Annotated in this window: 19 protein-coding genes; 10 read left to right on the top strand and 9 right to left on the bottom strand. The window is 47.0% G+C overall.

Features of this window, described 5'->3' with window-relative positions:
- The first annotated feature begins 134 nt into the window (after positions 1–134).
- Positions 135–1,418, top strand: a complete 1,284-nt coding sequence (locus CPIN_RS16225) for an amidohydrolase (protein WP_044218893.1) — start codon at positions 135–137, stop codon at positions 1,416–1,418.
- A gap of 57 nt (positions 1,419–1,475) precedes the next feature.
- On the opposite strand, the gene CPIN_RS16230 is transcribed toward CPIN_RS16225, so the two are convergent.
- Positions 1,476–2,975 (bottom strand): S8 family peptidase, encoded by a 1,500-nt coding sequence (locus CPIN_RS16230; RefSeq protein WP_012790910.1) that lies wholly within the window; start codon positions 2,973–2,975, stop codon positions 1,476–1,478.
- Between the two features lie 479 nt (positions 2,976–3,454).
- Here CPIN_RS16230 and CPIN_RS16235 point away from each other — a divergent pair, with 479 nt between their 5' ends.
- Together CPIN_RS16235 and CPIN_RS16240 are read left to right on the top strand one after the other, a co-directional pair.
- Complete coding sequence (locus CPIN_RS16235) at positions 3,455–4,348, top strand: PfkB family carbohydrate kinase (RefSeq protein ID WP_012790911.1); 894 nt, start codon at positions 3,455–3,457, stop codon at positions 4,346–4,348.
- A 101-nt stretch (positions 4,349–4,449) separates the two neighbouring features.
- Entirely contained in the window at positions 4,450–5,973 is a 1,524-nt protein-coding gene (locus CPIN_RS16240; RefSeq protein WP_012790912.1) for a glycoside hydrolase family 32 protein, read from the top strand.
- A 261-nt stretch (positions 5,974–6,234) separates the two neighbouring features.
- On the opposite strand, the gene CPIN_RS16245 is transcribed toward CPIN_RS16240, so the two are convergent.
- Positions 6,235–7,146, bottom strand: a complete 912-nt coding sequence (locus CPIN_RS16245; RefSeq protein WP_012790913.1) for a glycosyltransferase family 8 protein — start codon at positions 7,144–7,146, stop codon at positions 6,235–6,237.
- Positions 7,147–7,428: 282 nt separating this feature from the next.
- Here CPIN_RS16245 and CPIN_RS16250 point away from each other — a divergent pair, with 282 nt between their 5' ends.
- Positions 7,429–9,816 (top strand): ABC transporter permease, encoded by a 2,388-nt coding sequence (locus tag CPIN_RS16250; RefSeq protein WP_012790914.1) that lies wholly within the window; start codon positions 7,429–7,431, stop codon positions 9,814–9,816.
- Between the two features lie 67 nt (positions 9,817–9,883).
- Here the strand turns inward: CPIN_RS16250 and CPIN_RS16255 are convergent, their stop codons facing one another.
- The 3 genes from CPIN_RS16255 to CPIN_RS16265 all read right to left on the bottom strand — a co-directional run bounded on the left by CPIN_RS16255 (position 9,884) and on the right by CPIN_RS16265 (position 14,251).
- Complete coding sequence (locus tag CPIN_RS16255; protein WP_012790915.1) at positions 9,884–13,171, bottom strand: hypothetical protein; 3,288 nt, start codon at positions 13,169–13,171, stop codon at positions 9,884–9,886.
- Positions 13,172–13,338: 167 nt separating this feature from the next.
- The gene (locus CPIN_RS16260; RefSeq protein ID WP_012790916.1) at positions 13,339–13,731 is read right to left on the bottom strand and encodes a group III truncated hemoglobin; all 393 of its coding nucleotides are present in this window, start codon (positions 13,729–13,731) and stop codon (positions 13,339–13,341) included.
- 115 nt (positions 13,732–13,846) lie between these two features.
- The gene (locus CPIN_RS16265; RefSeq protein WP_012790917.1) at positions 13,847–14,251 is read right to left on the bottom strand and encodes a hypothetical protein; all 405 of its coding nucleotides are present in this window, start codon (positions 14,249–14,251) and stop codon (positions 13,847–13,849) included.
- Between the two features lie 75 nt (positions 14,252–14,326).
- Here CPIN_RS16265 and CPIN_RS16270 point away from each other — a divergent pair, with 75 nt between their 5' ends.
- Positions 14,327–14,914: a Crp/Fnr family transcriptional regulator gene (locus tag CPIN_RS16270; protein WP_012790918.1), complete on the top strand. Its 588-nt coding sequence runs from the start codon at positions 14,327–14,329 to the stop codon at positions 14,912–14,914.
- 65 nt (positions 14,915–14,979) lie between these two features.
- Here the strand turns inward: CPIN_RS16270 and CPIN_RS16275 are convergent, their stop codons facing one another.
- Entirely contained in the window at positions 14,980–15,801 is an 822-nt protein-coding gene (locus CPIN_RS16275) for a hypothetical protein (protein ID WP_012790919.1), read from the bottom strand.
- Positions 15,798–16,619: an alpha/beta hydrolase gene (locus tag CPIN_RS16280; protein WP_012790920.1), complete on the bottom strand. Its 822-nt coding sequence runs from the start codon at positions 16,617–16,619 to the stop codon at positions 15,798–15,800. Before CPIN_RS16280 ends, CPIN_RS16275 begins: the two co-directional genes overlap by 4 nt.
- Positions 16,620–17,025: 406 nt before the next feature.
- On the opposite strand from CPIN_RS16280, the gene CPIN_RS16285 reads away from it, so the two are divergent.
- Positions 17,026–18,249 carry a BamA/TamA family outer membrane protein gene (locus CPIN_RS16285; protein WP_012790922.1) on the top strand — a complete coding sequence of 408 codons (1,224 nt, stop codon included), beginning with the start codon at positions 17,026–17,028 and terminating at the stop codon, positions 18,247–18,249.
- Between the two features lie 56 nt (positions 18,250–18,305).
- Positions 18,306–19,010 (top strand): dipeptidase PepE, encoded by a 705-nt coding sequence (gene pepE / locus CPIN_RS16290; RefSeq protein ID WP_012790923.1) that lies wholly within the window; start codon positions 18,306–18,308, stop codon positions 19,008–19,010.
- Between the two features lie 137 nt (positions 19,011–19,147).
- On the opposite strand, the gene CPIN_RS16295 is transcribed toward pepE, so the two are convergent.
- Positions 19,148–19,786 carry an NAD(P)-dependent oxidoreductase gene (locus CPIN_RS16295; RefSeq protein ID WP_012790924.1) on the bottom strand — a complete coding sequence of 213 codons (639 nt, stop codon included), beginning with the start codon at positions 19,784–19,786 and terminating at the stop codon, positions 19,148–19,150.
- A 70-nt stretch (positions 19,787–19,856) separates the two neighbouring features.
- Positions 19,857–20,672 carry a helix-turn-helix transcriptional regulator gene (locus tag CPIN_RS16300; RefSeq protein WP_012790925.1) on the bottom strand — a complete coding sequence of 272 codons (816 nt, stop codon included), beginning with the start codon at positions 20,670–20,672 and terminating at the stop codon, positions 19,857–19,859.
- A 118-nt stretch (positions 20,673–20,790) separates the two neighbouring features.
- On the opposite strand from CPIN_RS16300, the gene CPIN_RS16305 reads away from it, so the two are divergent.
- The 3 genes from CPIN_RS16305 (at position 20,791) to CPIN_RS16315 (ending at position 25,371) form a co-directional block, all read left to right on the top strand.
- On the top strand, positions 20,791–21,153 hold the full coding sequence (locus tag CPIN_RS16305) for a hypothetical protein (RefSeq protein WP_012790926.1): 363 nt from the start codon (positions 20,791–20,793) through the stop codon (positions 21,151–21,153).
- Positions 21,154–21,297: 144 nt separating this feature from the next.
- Complete coding sequence (locus CPIN_RS16310) at positions 21,298–22,695, top strand: 3' terminal RNA ribose 2'-O-methyltransferase Hen1 (RefSeq protein WP_012790927.1); 1,398 nt, start codon at positions 21,298–21,300, stop codon at positions 22,693–22,695.
- 132 nt (positions 22,696–22,827) lie between these two features.
- Positions 22,828–25,371, top strand: a complete 2,544-nt coding sequence (locus CPIN_RS16315; RefSeq protein ID WP_012790928.1) for a polynucleotide kinase-phosphatase — start codon at positions 22,828–22,830, stop codon at positions 25,369–25,371.
- Positions 25,372–25,483 lie beyond the last annotated feature (112 nt).

The following is a 25,483-nucleotide window of genomic DNA, read 5'->3' on the forward strand; positions in this document are numbered from 1 at the left end:
GATGATTATCACTTCCCACGGGACTGACTGAAATGAGTAGGCGCCCTCCTGCGTATTATCTGTAAAGGGTTATGTCATTCGCCTTAAAATGTCTATTTTGTATGGCATCAATCAACCCAAATCTCTTATTGCTTATGAAATACCCCTTGCTTGCATTATTCACCTTGTTGCCGGTATTGTCGATGGCACAAGTGAAAGACCTGGATAAAAATGTTGCCGGGGTCAAAGATTCGGTAGTAGCCTGGAGAAGGTACCTGCATCAGTATCCTGAATTGTCCAATAGGGAGTATAAAACGGGCGCATATGTAGCCGCTCATTTAAAAGCCCTCGGACTGGAAGTACTGACCGGCGTCGGAAAAACAGGGGTAGTCGCTATCCTGAAAGGAGGCAAGCCTGGTCCGGTAGTCGCCTTACGCGCAGATATGGACGCGCTGCCGGTATATGAAAGAGCGAACCTGCCATTTAAATCAGTTGATTCGGCTGATTACCTAGGACAGCAGGTGCCGGTGATGCACGCCTGCGGACATGATACGCACGTCGCTATGTTACTGGGTACCGCCACCGTATTGACGGCCATGAAAAAGGAGGTGCCGGGTACGGTGAAGTTTATATTCCAGCCTGCAGAAGAAGGCGCCCCGGGAGATGAAGAAGGTGGTGCGCCGTTGATGATAAAAGAAGGGGTGATGGATAACCCTAAAGTAGACGCCATCTTCGGACTACATATCAATTCACAGACGCCGATTGGCGTCATCAAGTATAAATCAGGCGCAGAAATGGCTTCAAGTGACTGGTTTGTCGTAAAGGTAAAAGGGAAACAGTCCCATGGTTCACAGCCCTGGCATGGCATTGATCCGGTAGTGGTAGCCGCGCAGATCATACAGGGCTTTCAGACGATCGTCAGCCGGCAGGCCGAACTGACCAAAGCCCCGGTTGTGATTACCGTCGGTAAGATCCACAGCGGTGTAAGAAGCAATATTATCCCGGAAGAACTGGTGATGGAAGGTACGATCCGGACCCTGGACAGTCATATGCAGGCCGATGTACACGAACGCATGAAACTGACGGCCACAAAGATTGCGGAAGCCTCCGGAGCCGAAGCAGAAGTCTCCATTGATACTAAAACCAAAGTGACCTATAATGATCCGGCGCTGGTAAAACAGATGCTGCCTTCATTAGAAGCGGCTGTCGGAAAGGAGAATGTAAAAGAAGCAGATTGGACGACAGGGGCAGAGGACTTTTCCTTTTATGGTGATAAAGCGCCTGCCTTCTTTTTCTTCCTGGGAGGCTTGCCGCCGGGACAGGATCCCTTGAAAGCGGCGGCTCACCATACGCCTGATTTTTATATAGATGATTCAAAACTGGACGCAGGAGTGAAAGTGTTTTGTCAGCTTGTATTTGACTACGGTAAGAAGAAGTAGTGAACAGATGATATTAAAAAGGAAGGCATCCACCATAAGCGGATGCCTTTTCCCATTTTAATAACTAACTGCTTTTCCCGCATTGATCTGTCCATTGCCGAAGAACGGATCTTTGCCGGGAGCGCCATAATCATTGGATGATTTGCGCAATATAAGTTCTACCAGTACAGGACTGATCCTTGGATGTTTGCCATACAGTAATGCAATCACCGCACTGGCATGAGGAGCTGCCATACTGGTACCAGCTGACCATCCATAGCTGAATTCATTCGTGGCTTCATCCCAGAAACCGATATTGAAGATGAAATCAAATACGTATTCATAGTAGGTGATACCTGCTACAGTCACGATCTGCGTATTCAGCGGAATGCTGTAGTTACCACCAGGTGCGCCGTAGGAGATAAAGTTCTTACCATAGTTGGTAAAGATGGAAGGCAGGTACAGGGAAGTATCCTGGTTGATACCCCATCCCAGCGGACCGTTAGACGCAATGGAGATAACACCCAGCGCTGCGGCAGGGTAGGTGATGAAGCGTTTTTCAACATCGTAGTTATAGGCATCATTGCCTGCTGCTGCTACGATAGTCGTACCCCGGAGGGTCGCATATAAAGTGGCCCTGTTAATGGCGATGATCAGGTCCTTCACGTCTCTGTCGTATTGTACAACATAGTCATCGGAAGGATCGTCGGGCGTACCGTTGTCATCCGTATAGGTCTTACGTGGCAGTTCTCCGCCAAGACTCATGTTAATGACGTCAGCGCCATGGTTGGAAGCATAAAAGATACCATCAATGATACCGCTGAAGGCGCCGCTGCCGGCGTCATTCAATACTTTTACTAGAATCAGTTTTGCATCAGGGGCAACACCTACTACGCCATTGGCGTCGTCGATGGCGGCGATGGTACCCGCTACGTGCGTACCATGGCTGAATCCTTCAATACCGTGGTATTGCACTTCTTCGCCTTCGATGAAGTTGTGGGTGAGGATAATGTTTGGCTTGATTTCAGGGTTTTCCAGCAGGAAACCGCCATCAAGCACCGCTACTTTCGCGCCGCGTCCTCTGTAGCCTTTTGCCCATGCCTGTGGTGCTTTCACTGATTGAAGGCCCCACTGTAATGGACTGAAAGGATTGTTGGCTAATGGATTGTTCAGCTTTGCATTGGCAACAGGCTGAGAAGGTTTGCTGGCACGGAAGGTTTTTTCGGGTAGCCGCCAGTTCATGACAACGTCCACTACTACAGACTGCACATCTGCGATCTGTCTTGCTTTTTCAGGGAAGGAAGGGTCGGGCGTCTGTACACGTATCAGACCCAGCTCCTGGTTGGCTGTTTTCAGCTTAAAATCTTTGACACGTAATTTGGTCAGGCTCTCGGAGATGCCGGCTAATTTAGCGCCTTCCTTGGCGATAATAAGAAAACCTCTGTCCTGGTGTTGTTGGGGTGTCAGTACGCCTTTACGAACGTTTAGGATCTTGTCGTCTTTTGTACAGGAGGCGATGGTCATCAGCATCAGCATAATAACGGGGAACGCGGGGGCCAATAGTCGATTTCTTTTCATAGTGATTTTTGTTTAAAGATGATGGAATAGAAAAACGGACGGAATATTAGGAATGTGCTCTTGGTTGACTTTATTGCTACAGATTTATTAAGGGTTAAGTGAATGTAAATAAATTATTTAGAATAATCAATAAGACAAGTATTATGTTTTGAGATAAGAGTAATGCCATATTTGAATTGCAGATAAAGTGTGATTAACTGATATATAGATTTTGGTTGCGTGAAGAAAGTCCTTTGTTAAAGGGAAGACTGTAAGAGGAGCTCAGCAGGAAAAGCGCCTCTTTTCAGGTAGGATAAGTAAAAATTGCGTATTGGGTGAAATGAGGGCTTTTGTGCGAAGGGTGAATTTCCTAAAGTAATGAAAACCAATCAGAAAGAAAGTAAGGGGTGCCCAAAAACAGTATTCCAGCCGCAGATAGACATCTATTAACTATATTTGACCCCTAATTAGCTGGAATATTAATCACATTAAGAAAGTACATGTACGATATTTGTTGTGTAGGGCATATCACATTGGATAAAGTAGTGACCACGAAATCCGTGGTACATATGGCAGGAGGCACTTCGTTTTACTTTTCCAATGCTATCCGTCATATGGACGTTAAATACAGACTGGTAACCGCGCTGGCAGAGAGTGAAATGAATAGTGTAAATGAGCTCAGAGCGAAAGGCATTGAAGTGGATGCATTGCCAAGTAAACACACCGTCTATTTCGAGAATATCTATTCAGAAAACCAGGATCACCGCACCCAGCGTGTATTGCAGAAAGCAGATCCATTTACCATCGAGGCACTGTCGCATACGGAAGCACGTATTTTCCACCTCGGACCATTACTGGCTGACGATTTTCCGGTAGAGCTGATCAAAGCACTCTCCGCAAGAGGAAAGGTGTCACTGGACGTACAGGGTTACCTGCGTAAAGTGGAAGACCATAACGTACACGCGATCGACTGGCCGGCCAAACAGGAGGCATTGAAATACATCCATACGCTGAAGGCCAACGAGCACGAAATGGAAGTACTGACCGGTCATAAGGACGTACGTAAAGGTGCGATGGTACTGGCAGAGTGGGGCGTGAAAGAAGTGGTGATCACACTGGGTAGTATGGGTTCCGTGATCTATGCGGAGGGCGTATTCCACCGTATCCCGGCTTACCTGCCGAACATGGTGATCGATGCAACAGGTTGTGGCGATACTTATATGGCAGGTTACCTCTATCAGCGCAGCAAAGGTGCTACCCTGCAATATGCGGGTGAATTTGCCGCTGCAATGGCGACTATGAACATTGAGTCTTCCGGACCATTCACCGGTAATAAACAGGACGTACTGGACTTACTGGCTGCCAGCAGAGAGAAAATATTTGCGGAACTGTAATGCCGCTGAACATATCAGATAATGAGGCTACCTGGTTTGACCGGGTGGCCTCGTTTTATTTACAGAATTGTCTATTTTACAGGCGACTAAAGCTCCACTGTATGACAAAGCATTTGTTTGCCCTCCTGACCGCCTTATTGCCCGTAGCAGTTATCGCGCAGGATCAGACACCTACGCCGCAATGGCGGCCTGTATACCATTTTACGCCGGCGAAGAACTGGACCAATGACCCTAACGGACTCATTTACCTGGATGGCGAATATCATCTCTACTATCAGCACAATCCCTTTGAAAATAAATGGGGCCATATGAGCTGGGGACATGCCACCAGTAAAGACCTGGTGAACTGGAAACACCTCCCCGTAGCAATTCCGGAAATCGAAAAGAAAGATACGACCACCTGGATCTTCTCCGGTTGCGCAGTACTGGACACTAAAAATACCAGCGGTTTCGGCCAGAATGGTAAGGCGCCACTGGTAGCTGTATATACCGCAGATCAGCCTAAACAGCAGCTGGAAACGCAGTTTGTTGCTTATAGCAATGATGGTGGCGCCAGCTTCGCACAATACGCCGGTAACCCGGTCGTCAATATTCAGAAAAAAGACTTCCGCGATCCCAGCGTTGTATGGATGGAAGACCAGCAGCAATGGATTATGACCGTAGCAGTACCGCATGAACATAAACTACAGTTCTATGCCTCAAAAAACCTGAGAGACTGGACCCTGAAGGGTGAATTCGGTAACCAGGGAGATATCCGCAAGATATGGGAATGCCCTTCTATGACACCGCTGTTTGTAGACGGAGACCCGGCTAAAAAGAAATGGTTGCTGATGATCTCTTCCGGTAACCAGGATGGCGCTACCGGTATGCAATACTTCACCGGTGATTTTGATGGTAAAACATTCACGAATGATCGTCCGGCTAACTACCAGCTGTTTGTAGACTATGGCCGTACCTATTATGCAGCCATCCCTTACAATAACCTGCCGGATGGCCGTCAGATGATGCTGGGCTGGCTGATGCCGTTTGAAACGCCTACCTATCCCTGGAGAGGCCAGATGTCCATCCCCAGAGATCTTGCACTGAAATCAGGTACCGATGGCGTGCTGTTATACCAGCAGCCTGCTGCTACCCTGGATAAAATACTGGCAGCACTGCCGGCCGCAAAAAAACTGGTGATGCAGCAGACCGATATCCGCAGTAAAGAAATGCAGCTGAATAAAGGCGGTAAATTCGATGCAAACACGAACTGGGCAGACCTGATTTTTGTACCCGGTACGGCAAAGGAATTCGGCTTAAAACTCGTCCAGAACAAGGACACCAAAAGTGAGGCGATATTAGGCTATAATCCTGCCACCAATGAACTGTATGTAGCGACTGTAAAAGACGGACAATCTGCCGTTACAACAGATAAACTCACTGTAAAACCAGTCAATGGTAAGATCAGGTTACAGGTTCTGTTGGATAAGTCTTCACTGGAGGTATTTGTGAACGGAGGAGAGAAGGTATTGACCACGCTGCTGTTTCCGGATGCAAAGGCAACAGGATGGGCAGTGTTTGCAAAAGAGGGTGATGTGAAGCTGGAGAGCCTGAAGGCATGGAACCTGGAGGGAATTAGGAATTAGGAATTAGGAATTAAGAATTAAGAATTAAGAATTAGAAAAAGCGCTTTAAGTACGTAATACTTTCCAGAGTGGAAATGCGTACTTAAAGCGCTTTTAACTTTCGTTAATACTGCCTTTTTAACGTAAGATCAACGAAAGATAAGTATAGTCTAAGTATAGTCTAAGTATAGTAAGAGGGGAGAAATGACTAAGTAATTTACGATTATTATCCTGTACTTCCAGCTGTCAATTCTTTCATCTTCAGCCTTGTTGCAACAATTCCTAATTCTTAATTCCTAATTTCAAACTACCCGCCGCCCTGAAACTCTTCAGATAGTACCTGAATAGTGACTTTCTGATCTTCCATATCCTTTGTAATCCGGCAAAAGCGACGCGTTTATACCTTCTGTCCCAGAACGTCGTATCATAATCCGCCCACCGCTGATACCCTGCATGTACCTCTCTGCCCAGGAAGTCCCATGGTTTGGGTGCACCGGCAAAATGCAGAATGGCATTTTCCTTAAAAGAAGGTGTTGCCTGCCCGGGTGTCCAGATGCAGTTGAACCTGTCTTCAATGTGATAAAAACTGCCATTACAGATGGTGTTAAGCACGGTATTATCTGCTTCCTGTAAAGCCATGCCATGACGCAGACAAATCTTCTCTATTTCATGGCAGATATCCCGCTCTTTCCATCTGCGGAGATTGAGCAACAGCATACCGCTGATAAAGGATTGCTCGTCCTTGCAGACGCTCAGTTGCCCTGGCAGCAGTTTCGCTTCCAGGGTATTCCTGAACGGACCGCCCGGTACGGCTGCCAGGAAATGATCTTCAAAGCGTATCTGATCAAACGTGATTACATCCAGTAAGATAAGCAGGTCAGGATCCAGGCAGAGCACATAGTCTGCATCCAGCAGTTTAGGGATCAGGAAACGGCCATAACTGGTACGTGAACCATGTACGGCACTGAGATGCCCGAACATTTCCTGCGCATCGAAATCATAGAACCGCGTACGGCCATGATAGCTCTCCGTCTGTAATAACATCAGGAGATTGTTCTTATGTCTGGTGCCTAAATTGTTGCAGATAAAGTGCAGGTCAAGCTGTGCTGTGTCGGAACAGTTCCTCACAAGAGAAGTAATCGTGGCGCCTAAGCCTTCCAGCGAGGGAAGGTCAATAACAAATGCAATGTGCATGGTCAAGAATTATAAAATAAGTATAGTGTTTTCGTCCGCCCTGATGATCAGCTGGCATTGTAAGGGTTCAAACAGTGTAATGTATCCTTTCACGGCTGTTGCATGAAAATACATTATCTTACTGCAACACTACTGCAGGTAGCAAAGATCCGGGAGCGGACACCTGCGTGTAACGAAAACGGACACTGTAATACATATTGTTTGGTTTAAGCGATTGATTTTCAATCTTTGTGTTCGTTGGCATACTTTTCTGTACAGTTTGAGAGCATAACCCATACCACTATGATCAGGAACTATTTTAAAATTGCCTGGCGCAATCTCAAAAAAAGCAGGGGATATACGTTTATTAATATCGGCGGACTGGCAACAGGCATGGCTGTCGCAATGCTGATCGGACTCTGGATCTGGGATGAAGTCACCTATGACAGGTACAATCGTAATTATGACCGTATCGCCCAGGTAATGCAGCACCAGACTTTTAACGGTCAGATAGACACCTGGCCGACGATGCCCTATTATATGGGGGAAGTATTGCGTGATCAGTATGGAGATAACTTTAAACAGGTCGTAAAGTCTTCCTGGGATATGTATAAAGTATTGGCTGTAGGTGATAAAAAGCTGCGTAAGATAGGCCGGTTTATGGAAGCAGGTGGCCCGGAACTGATAGACGTCAGTATGTTGTCAGGTACCCGTGATGCATTGAAAGATCCTGGTACAGTCCTTATTTCCGCTTCTGCTGCGAAAGCTTATTTCGGAGAGGTGAATGCTGTCGGCAAAACCCTGTTGCTGGACAATAAACAATCCCTCATCGTGAGAGGTGTATACAAAGATCTGCCACACAACTCTTCTTTCGGTAATCTCGATTTCATTGCTTCCTGGGATGTTTTTATCGATAGATATATGGCCTGGATCAAAACAGTGTCTGATCCCTGGGGCAATAACGCATTCCTGCTATTTGTACGACTGGCCGACAATGCTGATCTCGCAAAGGTCTCCGCCCGTATCGCTGATACAAAACTGAATAATGTACGTCCGGAAGACAGACGTTATAAGCCGGTCATCTTCTTACAGCCTATGAGTAAATGGCACCTCTTCCAGTCGTTTAAAAATGGGATGAATACAGGTGGACGTATACAGTTTGTATGGTTGTTTGGCGCCATTGGTGTAGTGGTTTTACTGCTGGCTTGTATCAACTTCATGAACCTGAGTACCGCACGCTCGGAAAAACGTGCCCGCGAAGTAGGTATCCGTAAAGCAGTGGGCTCTTTCAGAAAACAGCTGATCTGGCAGTTTTTTAGTGAATCTTTGCTGGTGGTGATAATCGGATTTGTATTATCAGTGATCCTGGTACAACTGGCATTGCCGTTTTTCAATAATGTAGCTGATAAAAAGATTACGATACCATGGACAGGACCGCTGTTCTGGTTGGCAGGTATTGTATTCATCCTGCTGACGAGCTTTATTGCCGGTAGTTATCCCGCTTTCTATCTATCGTCTTTTCAACCAGTCAGGGTACTTAAAGGTACTTTCCGCGCAGGGCGTCATGCTGCTTTGCCAAGAAAGGTACTGGTCGTAATACAGTTCTCCGCTTCACTGATACTGATCATCGGTACTATCATCGTATTCCGGCAGGTAGAGTTTGCAAGAAACAGACCGGTAGGATATAGTAGGGAAGGATTGCTGTCAATGGAAATGAGTATGACGAATATTCACGACCATTTTGAGGTAGTACGAACGGCGCTTAAAAATGCCGGTGCTATTGTGGATATGGCGGAAGCCAGTACACCTGTTACTACGGTATGGCAAACAAACGGCGATATCAGGTGGAAAGGGAAAGATCCTTCGATGACGGTTGATATGCCTACACAAACCGTATCGCCTGAATACGGAAAGACGATCGGCTGGCAGTTTGTGGCAGGACGTGATTTCTCTGATGCGTATGCGACCGATTCCGCCGCCTTTGTCCTGAATGAATCTGCTGTAAGATTGATGGGCTTAAAGAATCCTGTAGGTGAAACAGTCTATTGGGATGGGACGCCGTTCATCGTCATTGGCGTGATTAAAGACCTGGTGGCAGAATCTCCGTATGAACCAGTACGTCCTTCGATGTATGTCATGAACCGGGACTTTCTGGGTATCACCAATATCAGGATCAATCCGGCGGTAAGTAGTCATACTGCTTTAGCAAAAATAGAAGAGGTGTTCAGGAAGTATAATCCGGAACAACCGTTCGATTATCAGTTTGTCGATATAGAATATGCCCGAAAGTTCGGCAATGAAGTGAGGGTAGGTAAACTGACGACCTTCTTTGCCATACTGGCTATTTTTATCAGTTGCCTGGGGCTGTTTGGTATGGCCTCCTTTATGGCAGAACAGCGTACGAAAGAAATTGGCGTACGCAAAGTGCTGGGAGCATCGGTATTCAATCTGTGGGCCATGCTCTCTAAAGATTTCCTGCTGCTGGTAGGTGTTGCATTAGCTATTGCCGTACCACTGGCTTACTACTTTATGCACGAGTGGTTACAGCATTATACCTACAGATCTGAAATCGCGTGGTGGATTTTTGTTGTCGCAGGCGTAGGGATCATTCTGGTTACACTGGCGACGGTTAGTTTTCAGAGTGTAAAAGCAGCCTTGGTAAACCCGGTGAAGAGTCTGCGGTCAGAATAGTTATTTACAATAAAAAGCGGGGGGCTGGTGCATGTATTGCACCAGCCCCCGCTTTGTTATAAGGTACTTATTTCCCTTTGAATAAGAAGGTGCCCCAGAGATTTGGGGCGAGTATGGCTTCGGAAGGAACGTCCGCCGTAATACCGGTTGCTTTATTGCTCCAGTAGAGACGGGAGGTGGTTTCCCCGTTACTGCCTCTTAAAATGCCTATATCGCCCTTTATTTGCGTTCCATTGCCAGCCTGAATACCAAGTGCCGTCAGCGGCAAAGAAAGCTCGTAATTGCCCTCAGAACCGGCAAATTGCAGCTGACTGCTGATATTATCCACCTTATCAAAGGTGATGGTCCGGGAAGGAGAGGAGAAAGGCACTTTATCATCCTGTTTAGTGCCTGGTACGATGGCTTTGTAAAGTAAAGCCTGTGGTTTACCATCTACTACGCTGACGAGCAGGCGGTAATCGCCTGCGACAGCCGTACGTCTTGCAGGATCTGCCTTTGTATCGGAAGAACCGATCATGATATCCAGCGCACCACCGGTTTTAAAAGGCGCCATAGGCATTTCTCCGGAATTATCTGCCAGGTGTGCATTGCCGGTACGGAAGGCGGCATATAATCGGCCGTTGGACACCATCAGGGCGCCGCTGACATCATATGGTTTTGAGTTCGAATTGAAATTAGCTTTCACACCCCGCTTATCGATATCTGCCCAGGATGCCTTTGCCCATTCATTCAGTTTACCGTCAACAACAGGCTTTTGTGTACTGATATTTACCTCCAGGACACGTGGACCGCCTGCCTGCTGTTGTGTAGCAGATGCGGCAGACATAACAGCCAGACTACGGTTCAGCGATGACTGATTCACTGCAATCTTTGTATCAGATAAACGACTGATGCTTTCCAGTCCGTCCAGTCTTACTACAGCACTGCGCGCACCATCCACCAGGTATACCTTCCCATCATCCGTAGCGGTAATACCCGGCCAGAAATTTTCTTCACCCAGTGTAATACTGTCGAGGGACATATTACGCTTACCGCCTGGCATACGCCATTGGGTACCGCTGCGCATATTTTCAAAGAGAGAGGCGACAAATAAACCATCCGCCGTAAATACATACACATTCCCGTGGTTACCATTGATGGCCCATAAGGGACCAGCAGCTGATCCTTTTACGCTGAAGAAACCACCTAAGAGACGGGTCGTGCCAATGAGCTGTCCGGGTCTGTCGGCTTCCGGTGCATTATGCGAAGCATGTAAACCGGGCCAGAGATCGGGGTAACTCCATACAGGGACGCCGTTTTTAACGCCGCTGAGGGATAGCTGCGAATAGGGCTTCACCCCTAAAGTGATCACACTCCATCCGTCAGGTCCTTCCATCAACTGATCGCCACCCGAAGACGCTGGTGTCAGGACGCCATCTGCCATTACTTTCCCTTTTGTAATATCGTACATCGGTACACCTGCCTTGGATACACCCGTAACGGCAAATTTCATCGCTTTATCATTGATACGTGCGATGCAGAAAGAAAGATCCGGCATCACTGTAACACCACCACTATTGCCTTTCTGGTATTGTACTTCCCCTGCCTGTGCACGGCCATCTCCGTTCTGATCCTGCCAGATAAAAAATGCCTGGGAGGAGCTGCCTTTTGCATTCAGATCTACGCCTTGTGGCCATCGGGAACGGAAGGCGTCACTTTTCAGCAGATCCCATTGTGCGGCCTGACCCATAGCAGCTACAGGAACAGCTACACCATTACGTTTGACGAACAGGAAAGCAGTGGTCCAGCCATTTGTCGGACTACTGTTATAACAGTTGGTGAAGTATTGTTGTCCGTTATAGTAAAGCGGTGTCTCTGGTGCTGCACTACGGAACGCCAGTGGCATATCAGCTGCATCCGGACGATAATAGACCTGCTTTACGGTAGAAGTGCCCGTTTGCCAGTTCAGCGCAAATTCCATCGCGCCTTTGCTTTCTTCAGTATAGTAGAAACGGGTTTTATCCTGTGGATCGAGGGTACCGCCACCGCCATATTTCGGTGGACCATAAAACGCACGGATCAGTTTTCCATCCAGGGACCAGACACTGACCCGCTTGGGCAGGTAGTCATTTTCAGTAACCCATAACTGTTGTTCCGCATCGATGGTAATACCGGCAGGATTGTTCATATGCTGCGGATCATAAGGACCGGCAGCAGGGGCGCCTGGTGTACCAATCTGGCGGACGAACTTTCCTTCGGGAGAAAATACCTTAACGGTATGACTCTTCCCACGATCGCTGATATAGATCTTACCGCTATTGTCGAGCGTAAGTGCGACAGGGGCTTCAAGTCCGTTAGCTATCAGTACCTGTCCTTTATCATCCGGTAATGTACCGGAAAAGCGGATCAGCTGATTGCCTACGAGTAACAATAATCTGCCTTGTTTATCATAACACATGCCGGTGGGGGCATTCGCTTTTATACTGTCGGTCAACCTGCTTTTAGCAATATCGGCAATCAGTATACGATTTTTACCCGCAATACTGATCAGTGCAATACCATTGTTCACTGCAAAGCCGGTGATCATCTCTTTTACCTGTTCCAGCGGTACTGCACCTAATGAGCGTTTTACGATCTGTTTAACATTATAATCATTCTTTTTCCCTACACTCAGGGCATTGAGGCGTAGTTCGGCTACGCCGGACTGTTTATCTGTTTCCCAGGCAGATACCACATACACGTCGTTGCCTGGTAGTGCTTTGGGACCATTATCCACTGCAATAAAAGGAGCGGCTGTCCATGCGCCACCCACCCAGCTACGTCCGCCGCGTTTACGTCCGCTCATATCTATCCAGGCCAGTCCATCCGGCCCTTCTGTTACATAACAGCCGAGTAAGACCGCCGGTTGGCGGGAAGGGGAAGCTTTTGCGGGTACAAATAAAGCGGCTTGCGGAGGGGTATGGTTAGCGAGCCAGGCGCCGGTATGATCTTCCGTTCTCCAGGGAGGCGTACCGGGAGAATAAGTGGCCATTTCATAATGTGCATGAATAGCGCCCCTGACGAGTCCGCGGACGGTATATTGACCCGGAGCGACCATTTTGCCCGGTACATTATAGACGCCATGTTTGGCGCCATCGGCATCTCTGCCCAGATCGTCCAGCCCATCCCATTGCACGGTGTTAGCGCCGGCAGGGAAGTAGGTTTCTGATATCAGGTTACGTACACGCGTACCATCACTGTTTTCAATCACCAAAGTAACATATCCGGCTTGTTTGAGATTAAACGGAACAGGTATGGCAGCAGGTGATTGTTGGGCGATGGCAAAGTGACCTACTAAAAGAAGTAGTGGTAATAAAGACAGGTGTTTCTTAGTCATGGCTGGTAACGATTAGCTTAACCGACAGGTGCAAAGATAATGCCTGACACCAAAAATAAAGAGGCCATCCCGGTACTCCGGAATGACCTCCAGGCCATCTGCAATGCATCTCATCCTTCTGACTTGCAGCTGCTTGTAAACAGGCATTCATTCACATCAATATCTGCTTACACCGCATTGGCAGTATTAAGCTGTTGTATCTTGCCCAGCATCAGTATCTTCATCAGTTCTGCCTTGCTTTTTGCACTCTGGGCTACTTTGCCGTCAAACAGTTCGTCGATTGTCTCGTGCCAGAGTACCAGCCATGTTGCAAAATGTTCTTCTGTCAGCGGTACCCGCTCATGCAATGCGGTATGTTTTGCCAAAGGATTACCCTTGAAGGATGCCCTGCCAAACAATACGGTTGCCCAGAAACTGTGCATGACAGGCAGGTGCTTTTCCCAGTTTACCTGTGCAACATCGTCAAAGACATATCCAAGGATCTCATTTTCTCTTACCCTGCTGTAAAATGTATTCACCAGCAGCTGTATATCTTCTGTTGTCGTGATATCTTTTTTCATGGTCGTATCATTCATTTAATAAAATAGGAAATAAAGCGGCGGCGATCATTCGTTGCAGGAGTAAGTCTGTACGAATCCACTTTGCGCAGATCGCCCCAGGTGGTATTTGTTGTAATCAATAAAACAGGAAACAACTGGCAATAACCAGAAGGTCTATAATAACGCCGGCCCAGAACACGGGAATAGTGACTTTAGTAGGCATGGCGGCCAGGTTGGTGGTTTCTGTGATGACAAAACCAACCAGACAAGGAATCCACAATTCAAACGGGTTGCCACGCATTACCACGATCATCAGTGTGATGGGAACAAGCACACAGCCCTGCATAAAGAAAGAGAAGGCGAGCCAGCCAAAGCGGTTAGGTTGTTGCGCTTCCGCATATTGCAGGAACTGTTGCCACAGGCTAAGCGTCTGTGTGGCATTGTTATAAGGAATAGCCTGTGCTTTTACCTGTACAAACTGTTTTGCGATGACGTCGTCTGTTTTTTGTTTATCGTTTAAGTTGATATGAACCGTTTCCATAAATGTGTAATTTTATATCACAAAGGAACTAATCATTTGCACCCGGGTTTATGACCTGGATCATAAAGACAAAAAATGCTGGATAACGAAATACTCATACAGGCAGGCGCAGTGACACGCGGTTTTAAGAAAGGGGATACGATCCTGAAAGAAGGCAATCATGCCAGATTTTATTTCCAGATTATCAGCGGCGAAGTGAAGATGGTCAATACCGGGGAGAATGGTCAGGAGTTTATACAGGGTATTTTCAAAGCCGGTAACAGTTTTGCAGAACCTCCTTTATTCCTGGACGTGACCTATCCTGCCTCCGCTATCGCGATTACGGATTGTGAAGTGCTGGTATTGGAGAAGGCAAAGTTGCTGACGTTGTTGTCACAGAACTTTACCCTGCAGATGCAGCTGGTGAAAAGCTTGTCTGAACGTATTTACTTTAAGTCGATGATGGCCAAAGAGATCAGCCTCTACGATGCCAGCCATCGCATCATTACCCTGATAGATTTCCTGAAGGAAAGAGACGGTTATACTGATGAATTGTATCCTGTTAACCTTACCAGGCAACAGATAGCCGATCTCACCGGACTCAGGGTAGAGACAGTTATCAGGGCGATTAAGTACCTGGTTGAGAAAGAACTGGTGCAGAAGGGGCGGAAGATATACCGATAATGCCCTGGTGACATCCATTATATTACCTGACGCCAACAGCGGCGATTATTCTGCCAGCCGTTTTTTTATGCTTTTAGCCTTTCCAGACTTATGTACGTGTGAAAGAGGAAGGTTTCAAAATAATCAGGCTCCATTTTCAATACCGGAATGCGGTAGTCCTTTCTGCCGTGGGAGCTCACAAGCAAGCAACCTTCATGAATAGTGACAGCACCAGCTATCCAGTCCAGGGTATCCTTTTTGCGGGTAGCCCAGTTATATACGGGTGTCTCAACAAGAATGGAGGATGTATTGTCCGTAGTTTGAATGGAAATGCGTATGGGCTCGTGCCGGGGACTGATATCATCCATCATATTGAAGTTGATATCATATTGTGGCGTGTCTTTCACCTGTATAGACTGCCATTTGCCGGATAGTTGTTCAATGGTAACATCTCTAACCGTTTCAAAGATATACTCTCCCCTGATCATTCTTGTCAGCTGACCAAGCAGTGCTGTGACCGCCGGATCAGCCATATCAGGTAATTGCTGTAATGCCCATCCAGCTTTCTTTTTATCGGTACCGGGTTTGTTTTTCAGGTATATGCCGAACAATTTTTGCCGCCACTCATTGCGGATTTTCGGGGTGCTTTGCCCGATGGCTTCACCGATCTGCAATAACATTTTTTCCAGCTGGTCTGCAACAGCCACATCCGCCAGTATCGTATCCAGTTCTGTATCGTAGAAGACGTTTAGGTTCTTCAGCAGATAGTCCTGTAATAATCTGCTTTCCGGTTGATATTGCGGTAGTGTGCTTTCCTGCATCAGCAGTAGTAACACCAGGTCCCGGAGGCTGGTATTGGTCCAGATGACCTGCTCTTGAAAAGTGATGCGGCTATTGTTTTCACTCATCGGGTTCGTTTTACATGCAGGACCTGCAATGCCTTGTATACGCTGTTGTGCAGGATCGTGCGGTGCGTCTCTCTGGGGAGATATAGAAAATTGGTGTAAAGCTCTTTTTGTCTTGCATCCTGTAATACGGTGGCCAGTCTGGTAGCCGCGTCCTGCATCTCTTCACCTTCATCTCCGACAGCAATGAATACATGCGCATGAATATCCTTTCTGGTGGAGATAAGGAATGGGGCCATGGTCAATAGTGATCCTTCATCCCACCACAGACTCGGACTGATAATAACATAATTCATGAACATATCAGGTTGCTTCAGTACGATCGAGGTAGCGAGGAGTCCGCCCAGTGATTGTCCGATCAGGGTAGTGGAATCATTGACCTTATAATGCTTTTTTACAAAAGGCTGTAGTTCCTGTGAGAGGAAAGCGATGAAGTTGGCAGCGCCTCCGGTCGTAGGATATTTTTGCGTCAGTTCTTTGATGGTGCTGGGATAGGTAAAATCTCGTTTCCTGTCTACATTGGCAATACCAACAAGGATCGATGGCGGCAGGGTATCGATCATGGTGAGGAATTGTGTAAGTCCGGCGATATGTACAAAATCTTCATCCATCGCACCATCCAGCAGATAGATCACCGGGTAATGCCTGTCTGCCGCAGGATTATATTCTTTCGGAAGATAAATATTCACCGTTCTGTCTTCACGTAGGATCTCCGAGCGAAAAGTATGCGTTTCACCTATGGATAGTGGTGCTGCTTTCTGTGCCTGCAATTGAGCAAGCAGGAGCAACAGTGGTATCAGCAGGATAGGTATTCGTTTCATAAAATGTTTAAGTATTGCTAATATATAAGGATTTTCCTTTATTTTACTCTCTCTGTTTAACTTAATTATACCTATGGATAATTTACAGGCGCCTGAAAACACTTTTTCAGGTAAATCTTTTCAGCTTTCGGATGCAACTATTGCACGTTTTGGGGCATAGGCTGCTATTATAATGGGCATTTTGGGGATGTTATATTGTTTGCCATTTCTTTATTCAAGATCCGTGAATGATCTTATCGGTGCAGGTTTGCCTTTTGTCGGAGCTGCGGTGATTGCGGGCACAGGTCTGATTGCATTGTCTAATCTGGCGAAGAAGTAGTTAGTCATCCGGTTGTGGCCTTTTCCACTGGCACAATATTAGGACATAGTCTTAGTATTCCGTCAGCAAATAAGACTGTACAACTGGATGAATAAGCTTTCACTGATCATATTGTTTTTAGCCCTGCCTTGTTGGGTGGCGGCCCAGGATAAAGATAAACGCTGGGCGTGGGATTACGAGTCAGACGAGGACACTGTGCCTCATAAAGACGTCATTGATATCTTCAAAAGTGTTATCAAGTATAAGGCAAAGCCGCCGAAACGGGGTAAACGCCGGATTTACTACTCTTTGCTGCCGGCGCCCTCGAATATTCCCGGTGGTGGTATTGCGCTGATCACATCTACGAATGCGGCTTTTTATATGGGGCCACGACGTACGACGAATCTGTCCAACGTGTCCTTTACGCCTTCTTTTTCTTTTAAAGGGCGTTTTTCCTTTGCATTGCGGTCGAATGTCTGGTTCATGGATAACGCGTACAATATGGTGGGCGATATCCGCTTTATCATTAATCCGCAGTATACCTGGGGAGTGGGAGACGGCGTACCAGACGAGCAAAAGCAACTGTTAGGCAATAATTACTTCCGTGTGTATGAAACCTTCTATCGCAGGGTGACCAAAGAATGGCTGGTAGGTGTGGGGTATCACCTGGACTGGCATTCCAATATCGGGATCCGGTCGAATGACAGTGTACAATTATCGAAATTTGTGGGGTATAATTACGGGACGGATCGCGGACAAACCGTTTCCTCCGGTGTTTCCCTCAACCTTTTGAAAGACTCCCGTCAGAACTCCATTAACCCGCAGTCGGGGCATTATTTCAATGCCGTTTTCAGGATCAATCCGACCTTTCTGGGCAGTAATGACAACTGGGAGTCACTTTACCTCGATTATCGTAAATACCTCAACCTTGGTAACGGAAAGCAGCAAAATGTACTGGCTTTCTGGGGATTTTACTGGACATCCCTCAGCACAAAAACACCTTACCTGGATCTGCCCAGTATTGGCTGGGACCCCAGTTTCCGGAGTGGCCGAGGTATGGACCAGAACCGTTTCCGTGGAAAAGGGCTGATAGATCTTGAAGCGGAATACAGGAGGGATATTACCCGGGATGGATTATTCGGATTCGTCCTGTTTGCTAATATGAATACAGTGACTGATGGTGAACGCTACCGTTTTACCGCTTTCCATCCGGCAGGCGGCGGCGGTCTGCGTCTTAAATTCAACAAGAAATCCAATACAAATATTGCGGTGGATTATGGCATCAGCCGATACGGTACCCGCTTCAGCATTAACCTGGGTGAGGCATTCTAAGGGATAGCATGAGAGAAAAGGTGGTCATTATCGCTGATCTCTTTATATTGCAGCCCATGAAAAATGTCGTTTTAGCCAGTACCTCCACCTTACATGGAGAAACCTATCTGTCTTATCTGCTGCCGGTCATGAAAGAATTGTTTGCCGGCATTACCGAAGTGATCTTTGTGCCTTATGCCCGTCCGGGTGGCATCTCTCATGATGAGTACACAGAAAAGGCGGCGACTGTATTTGCCGCTGCCGGTTATAAGTTGCGGGGACTGCATACTTTTGAAGAACCCGCAGCAGCCATCAGAGACGCACAGGCATTTTTTACAGGTGGGGGAAATACCTTCCTGCTGGTGAAACAACTGCATGAGCTGGGACTGATGGAGTTGTTGGGAGCAGCCGTAGAGCAAGGAACGCCTTATCTGGGCACCAGTGCAGGCAGCAATATCGGTGGGGTGAATATGCAGACGACGAATGATATGCCGATTGTATATCCACCCAGTTTCCAGACGATGGGGCTGATCCCTTTCAACCTGAATCCCCATTACCTGGATCCTATTCCGGGATTGCCGCATATGGGCGAATCAAGGGAGACGCGTATCCGCGAATTTCAGGTACAACAGGACCTGCCGGTAGTCGGATTAAGAGAAGGCAGCTGGATCAGGATAAAAGATAAACGTGTTACATTGGAAGGTGCTTTGTCAGCAAAGATTTTCGAGAAAGATAAAGAAGCGTATGAGGTGGAGGTGGGAGCAGAACTCACATTCGGATAAATTAAGAATTAAGAATTAAGAATTAAGAATTAAGAATTAAGAATTAAGAATTAAGAATGCTGCCGCTTATAACGGAGTAATTCTTAATTGTTAATTCCTAATTCCTAATTGAAATTTATGTCAGTCAATTACCATCTTCAGTAAGACAGTCCCGCCGTCTTCCGCAGATAGGTATTCTCACTGATCTGCCCCAACATAAAATCCGCTACATCTGCACGAGAGATCTTCATTTTAAGCTGTTTTTCCGCAGCAGAAAATCCTTTTTTATAACTATGTGTTAATGCGCCGTCTGTAAGGTTCGCAGGTCTGGCAATGACCCAGTCCAGCTGACTTAGTTTTATATATTCTTCCTGCAAGGCGTGATCGGCAAAGCCTTTTTTAAGTATGAACGGAACGATGATATATTTAAAGATAAAAGGCGTCTGGTCAAGTGTTTTTTTACTGTCGCCATAACCTAATGAGGTCTGACATACCAGGCGTTTTACCCCTGTTGCTTTCATGGCTTGTATGATGTTTTTGGTACCTGTGGACCGGATGGTACCGATCTTATTGGCAGGCGAGCCGATGGCACATAATACGGCTTCTTGTCCCTGCATGGCAGGTATAATAGAAGCAGCGTCCATAACGTCGCCTTTTACAATGTTCAGATTGGAGTGCATAATGCCCAGGCGGGACGGATCGCGTACAAAAGCGGTTACAATATGTCCCTGTTCAAGGGCTTGTTCCGTCAGTTGTTTACCGGTACCGCCAGTGGCGCCAAAGATGATTAGTTTCATGATAGGTTGTTTTATATCACAAAGCTATTGGGGGGCGACAGCGGAAAATAGAACAAAACCGGCAGCGGGATTATTTCGTCAGGATGGAAAGGTTCTCGATCAGTTCTTCTGATTTCTTCATGAACTGAAAAGGAGAGGCGCCTGCGAATTCTTTGAAGGCGCGGATGAAATGAGACTGATCGGCATATTCATTTTCAAAAGCGATATCAGAGAGTTTGTTATAATCGCTTTGGCGGATTAACTGCATGGATGCCTGAAACTGCGCAATACGCGCAAAGAGCTTGGGTGTGATGCCCACATGCTGTTTGAACTTGCGCTCAAAACTTCTTTCTGATAACTGTAACTCTTCTCTCAGCGCTTTTACAGAGATATTGCCATTGGTCTGCCGGATACGGTCCAGCGCATGATGCATGGCCTTGTCTGACTGCTGATGATACTTTGTCAGCTGTGCCAGCAGGAAAGAACAAAGGATATCTATCCTGGCTTCAGGAGCGCTGATATCAGTCAGTTGCGCAGATAACTGAAAACCACGGGATGCCGGGATTCCGTCAAGGTCAAGACAGGTATCTGTCAGTTCATCGGCATTCAGTCCGAAGATGGACTTTAAAGCGTGTGGGTAGAAAAATATGCCAATGGTATCAAAACGGCCGTCTATCCGCAAAGCGGCATGTCTGGTAGCCTGTCCGTAGAGAATGGTCCCGGGCAGCTGTTTGTCGTTCTGAAACAGTATGCCGTGGTCCCGGTGCTGGAAAATAAGTCCCGGGCAACCATCAGCAATTGTCCTGAAGGTGGCAGCAGCAACATCTTTATCGTTACTTTCCAGTACCCAGAAGAACCGGATGTAGTCCCTGAGATATTGCGGAGGAGGTATTTGTCTGAATTGCATACCCGGGTGCGTTTTCACATTAAAGTTACCGGGTATTTCCAGAACGGCAAGGGGGAATATAGGGCAAAGTTATCATGCAGGAAGTTTCGCCACTCGGGAATGTTTTATAAATTGGCGTATGGAATTACCACAGATAAGTGCATTATTGACGCGATACCTGGAAGCAGGACCACTGGCTGACGCAGAAGGAGAGCAGCTGCTAACGGCTATGGAGGAGCTGATTGACAAGAACGGGCTGACCCTGCTGACTGGGACCCGTTTTACGAAGGATGGGATGGAAAAAGCGCTGACAGCCGAAGAGGTGGAGAACTGCTACTGGGAGATCTACATGTATTACGGACAGCATGAGGAAGACGACCATCACCATGATGACGAGGATGAGGAATACAGGTCCCATATGGGCAGCTGGTGGTGGGTATATTTCCTGTTGGCCGCCATCGGCTTTTTCGTGATCTGGAAACTGACACAGGGGCATTCATGATATGCCCCTGCCAGCGCCCTTTTTAATGATATTGATTATCAGCTGTTTGTTTTTCCCTGGAAAGATTTTTTAAAGATTGTCCACTCCTGCGCAAAAAGACTTCGCACATGTAGCGCACCTTTACAGTATCAATTTTAAGCAAAGATGTTACTGACTATTACAACCAGACATATGCCTGCCACAGATCTTGGTTATCTGTTGCACAAACACCCTGCAAAGGTGCAGGATATAGAACTTTCTAAAGGAAAGGCTCATATATTTTATCCTGTTGCCACTGAGCAGGAATGTACCTGTGCCATGGTACTGGACATTGATCCCGTAGGATTGGTACGTGCCAATGAGGGCCCTTCGGGTAATAACTTCGCATTGGAGCAGTATGTGAACGACAGACCTTATGTGGCTTCTTCTATCATGAGCAATGCCATTTCCAAAGCATTTGCGTCGGCATTGAACGGCAAGTGTAAGGATAAGCCGGAAATGGTAGAGATGCCGATGCCATTTGAAGTGAAGTTGTCTGTGTTGCCGGTTAACGGTGGTGAACAAATGATACAACGCATGTTCGGTCCACTGGGTTATACAGTAAACGCTACGCAGTATACGCTGGACGACAAATTCCCCGAATGGGGGCATAGCCGTTATTTTACCGTTGTACTGAAACATACGGTCACCTTACAGTCACTGCTTACGCACCTCTATATACTGATTCCGGTCCTGGATAATGATAAACATTACTGGGTAAACAAGGAGGAAGTAGAGAAACTGCTGGCAAAAGGAAAAGGTTGGCTGGATAAGCATCCGGAGCGTGAACTGATCTCCAGGCGTTACCTGCGTCATCAGAAAAGCCTGATGAACGATGCCATGTCGATGCTGATGAAAGATGATATTCCGGAGGAACTGGTGGAAGCTGAAATGATCTCAGAACCGGAAATACCGACGCCTAAACTGCACGATTCCAGGTTACAACTGGTATGTGACGAATTACTCAGCACACCTGTCAGGTCTGTACTTGACCTGGGTTGCGGAGAAGGTAAGTTACTGAAGCTGTTAATGGCACATCAGCAACTGACACATATTACCGGTATGGATGTCTCTTCCCGTACGCTGGAAGTGGCCTACCGCCGACTGAAATATTATCAGCTGCCAGATAATCAGCGTAAGCGTCTCCGCCTCATACTGGGTTCGCTGGTATACAGGGACCGCAGAATTGAAGGTTTTGATGCAGCTGCATTGGTGGAAGTGATCGAGCACCTGGATCATGAACGGCTCAAAGCACTGGAAAAGACGGTCTTTGAATATGCTAAACCAGCTAAGGTGGTGGTAACTACGCCTAACAAGGAATGGAATATCACTTTTACAGAGGATACAAGCATGATGCGGCATAACGACCACCGCTTCGAATGGACACGGGCAGAATTCAGTACCTGGTGTGAGAAAATAAGCACAACTTATGGCTATACTTATGTCATCAAGGCGATAGGTGATGAAGCGGAAAAAGTAGGTGCGCCTACGCAAATGGCAGTTTTTACGACAATTAACAATTAACAATTAACAATTAACAATTAAGAATTGCTCCGTTGATAAGGGAGTATTCCTTGTGTTCAATTCTTAATTATTAACTGCCAAATTCTAACTCTTAATTCTTAATTCTTAATTCTTAATTCTTAATTCTCTTTAATGAATATACAAATACCTGAATTATCCCTGATTGTACTTATCGGTGCAACGGGTTCAGGAAAAAGCACTTTCGCAAAAAAATGGTTCGGTAACGCCGAGATAGTCAGCAGCGATCGTTGCCGGGAAATGGTAAGCAATAGTGAGAACACAAAGGATGCGTCAGCAGATGCATTTGATCTGCTTTATTATATTGTCGGTAAGCGCCTGAAACGTGGTTTACTGACCGTGGTAGATGCGACGAATGTAAGATCTGAAGATAGAAAGAACCTGGTGGCACTGGCAAGGGAATATCACACCTTACCGGTAGCTATTGTGATGAATCTGCCGGATAAAGTGTGTCTCGCACGTAATGAAATGCGGACAGACAGAAGCCTTGCCGGACACCTAGTGACTAATCATATACATGCTTTAAAAAGAGGGATCGGTAAACTGAAGACGGAAGGATTCCGCAAAATATTTGAGTTCCATACAGAAGCAGAAGTAGCAGCGATTACAGGCATAGAGCGGGAGCCATTGTGGAATATGAAGAAAGCGGAACACGGACCTTTTGATATCATCGGTGATATACATGGTTGTTATGAAGAACTGTGTACACTGCTCACGAAACTGGGACACCGGGTAGATGCAGCCACGCATAGCGTAGAGGTGCTGACAGGCAGGAAACTGCTCTTCCTGGGAGATCTTTGCGACAGAGGACCTGCAAGTCCTGCAGTATTTAAACTGGTCATGAATACCGTAAAGGAAGGTACAGCGCTCTGCGTACCAGGTAATCACGATATGAAACTGTTGAAATATCTGCGTGGTAGTAATGTAAAGCTCAGTCACGGGTTGAAGATGACCGTAGACCAACTGGCAGCAGAGGAAACGAGCTTCATTGATGCCCTAAAAGTCTTTCTCGATAGTCTTGTCAGTCACTACGTACTGGACGACGGTAAACTGGTAGTTGCACATGCCGGATTGAAAGAAGAGATGCATGGCAGAGGTTCCGGTGCGGTACGTGAATTCTGTCTGTATGGTGAGACGACCGGTGAGATCGATGAATTCGGTTTACCGGTAAGATACAACTGGGCATCCAGCTACAAAGGAAAGGCTATGGTGGTATACGGCCATACCCCGGTATATGAACCACAGTGGTTTAATAATACGATTGATATCGATACCGGTTGTGTTTTTGGTGGTAAACTGACAGCGCTTCGTTATCCGGAGAAAGAACTGGTTGATGTGCCCGCGCTGGCTACCTATATGGCACCTACGCGTCCACTCAGGGTACCAGGCACCGGTAATAACCTGCAGCATGAACAGGATGACGTGCTGGACATAGAAGACCTCATGGGCAAACAGGTGATAGAAACGCGTCTGCTCAATCTGGTGACTGTCAGAGAGGAATATACGACTGCTGCACTGGAGACCATGAGTCGCTTCAGCATACATCCCAAGTGGCTGATCTATCTGCCGCCAACGATGTCGCCTACAGAAACCAGCACCTTGCCTGATTACCTGGAGTATCCGACCGGCGCTTTCAGTTATTATAAAAAGAATGACGTCACGAAGGTGATCTGTGAAGAAAAGCACATGGGTTCCAGGGCCGTGGTGATCGTTTGTAAAGACAGTACGGTCGTTAACCGGCGCTTCGGATTAGAGGAAGACAGTATTGGTACCTGCTATACCCGTACGGGAAGAGCTTTTTTCACGGATAAAACGCTTGAACAGGCTTTCCTGGGTATGGTAAGGGATGCACTTACCGAGCGGAATTTCTGGGAGGAAATGGACACCGACTGGGTATGCCTGGACAGTGAACTGATGCCCTGGAATGCGAAAGCACAAGCGCTTTTACAGCACCAGTATGCCGCTACAGGCGCTGCTGCGGTACACGCGATGACAGATGTGGTGGAGACCCTACGTACAGCGGCTAATCTGCCGGAACTGGCGCCTTTGCTGAAAGGGTATGAGGAACGGGCGGAGATGTGCAGGCAGTTTGTAGATGCCTACCGGCAGTATTGCTGGGAAGTAAAATCCCTGTCAGATTATCAGCTGGCGCCTTTTCATATCCTGGCTACCGAAGGGAAGACCTATTTCAATAAAGACCACGTCTGGCATATGGAGACGATCGCCCGCTATTGTGGCGGAGAGGGGAATCCCCTGATCCCGACCAAGTGGAAGCTGGTGGACCTGGAAGATGAACGGAGCATAGCAGACGCTGTCAATTGGTGGGAGGCACTGACGGCTAAAGATGGAGAAGGCATGGTAGTAAAATCGCTCTCCTTCATTGAAAGGGGTAGCAAAGGCCTTTTACAGCCCGCTATAAAGATCAGGGGCCGGGAGTATCTGCGGATAATATATGGTCCTGAATACACCCTTGAAGCCAATCTGAACCGCTTAAAGAAGAGGGGACTAGGCGCTAAACGCGGACTGGCACTCCGGGAGTTTGCACTGGGGGTACAGGCAATAGAGCACTTCGTAGCGAAAGAGCCTTTGCGGAAAGTACACCAATGCGTTTTTGGTCTGCTGGCGCTGGAAAGTGAGCCAGTCGATCCGAGATTATAAATAAATTACAATAGTAGGAACGGCTGGCCATACAGGTCAGCCGTTATTATTTTTCCCTAAAGAGTAGTTTAACGAACGGGGGCTCAAACTCCCGCAGCATATATAATATGCT

Source organism: Chitinophaga pinensis DSM 2588 (genome assembly GCF_000024005.1).
GTDB classification, from domain to species: Bacteria; Bacteroidota; Bacteroidia; order Chitinophagales; family Chitinophagaceae; genus Chitinophaga; species Chitinophaga pinensis.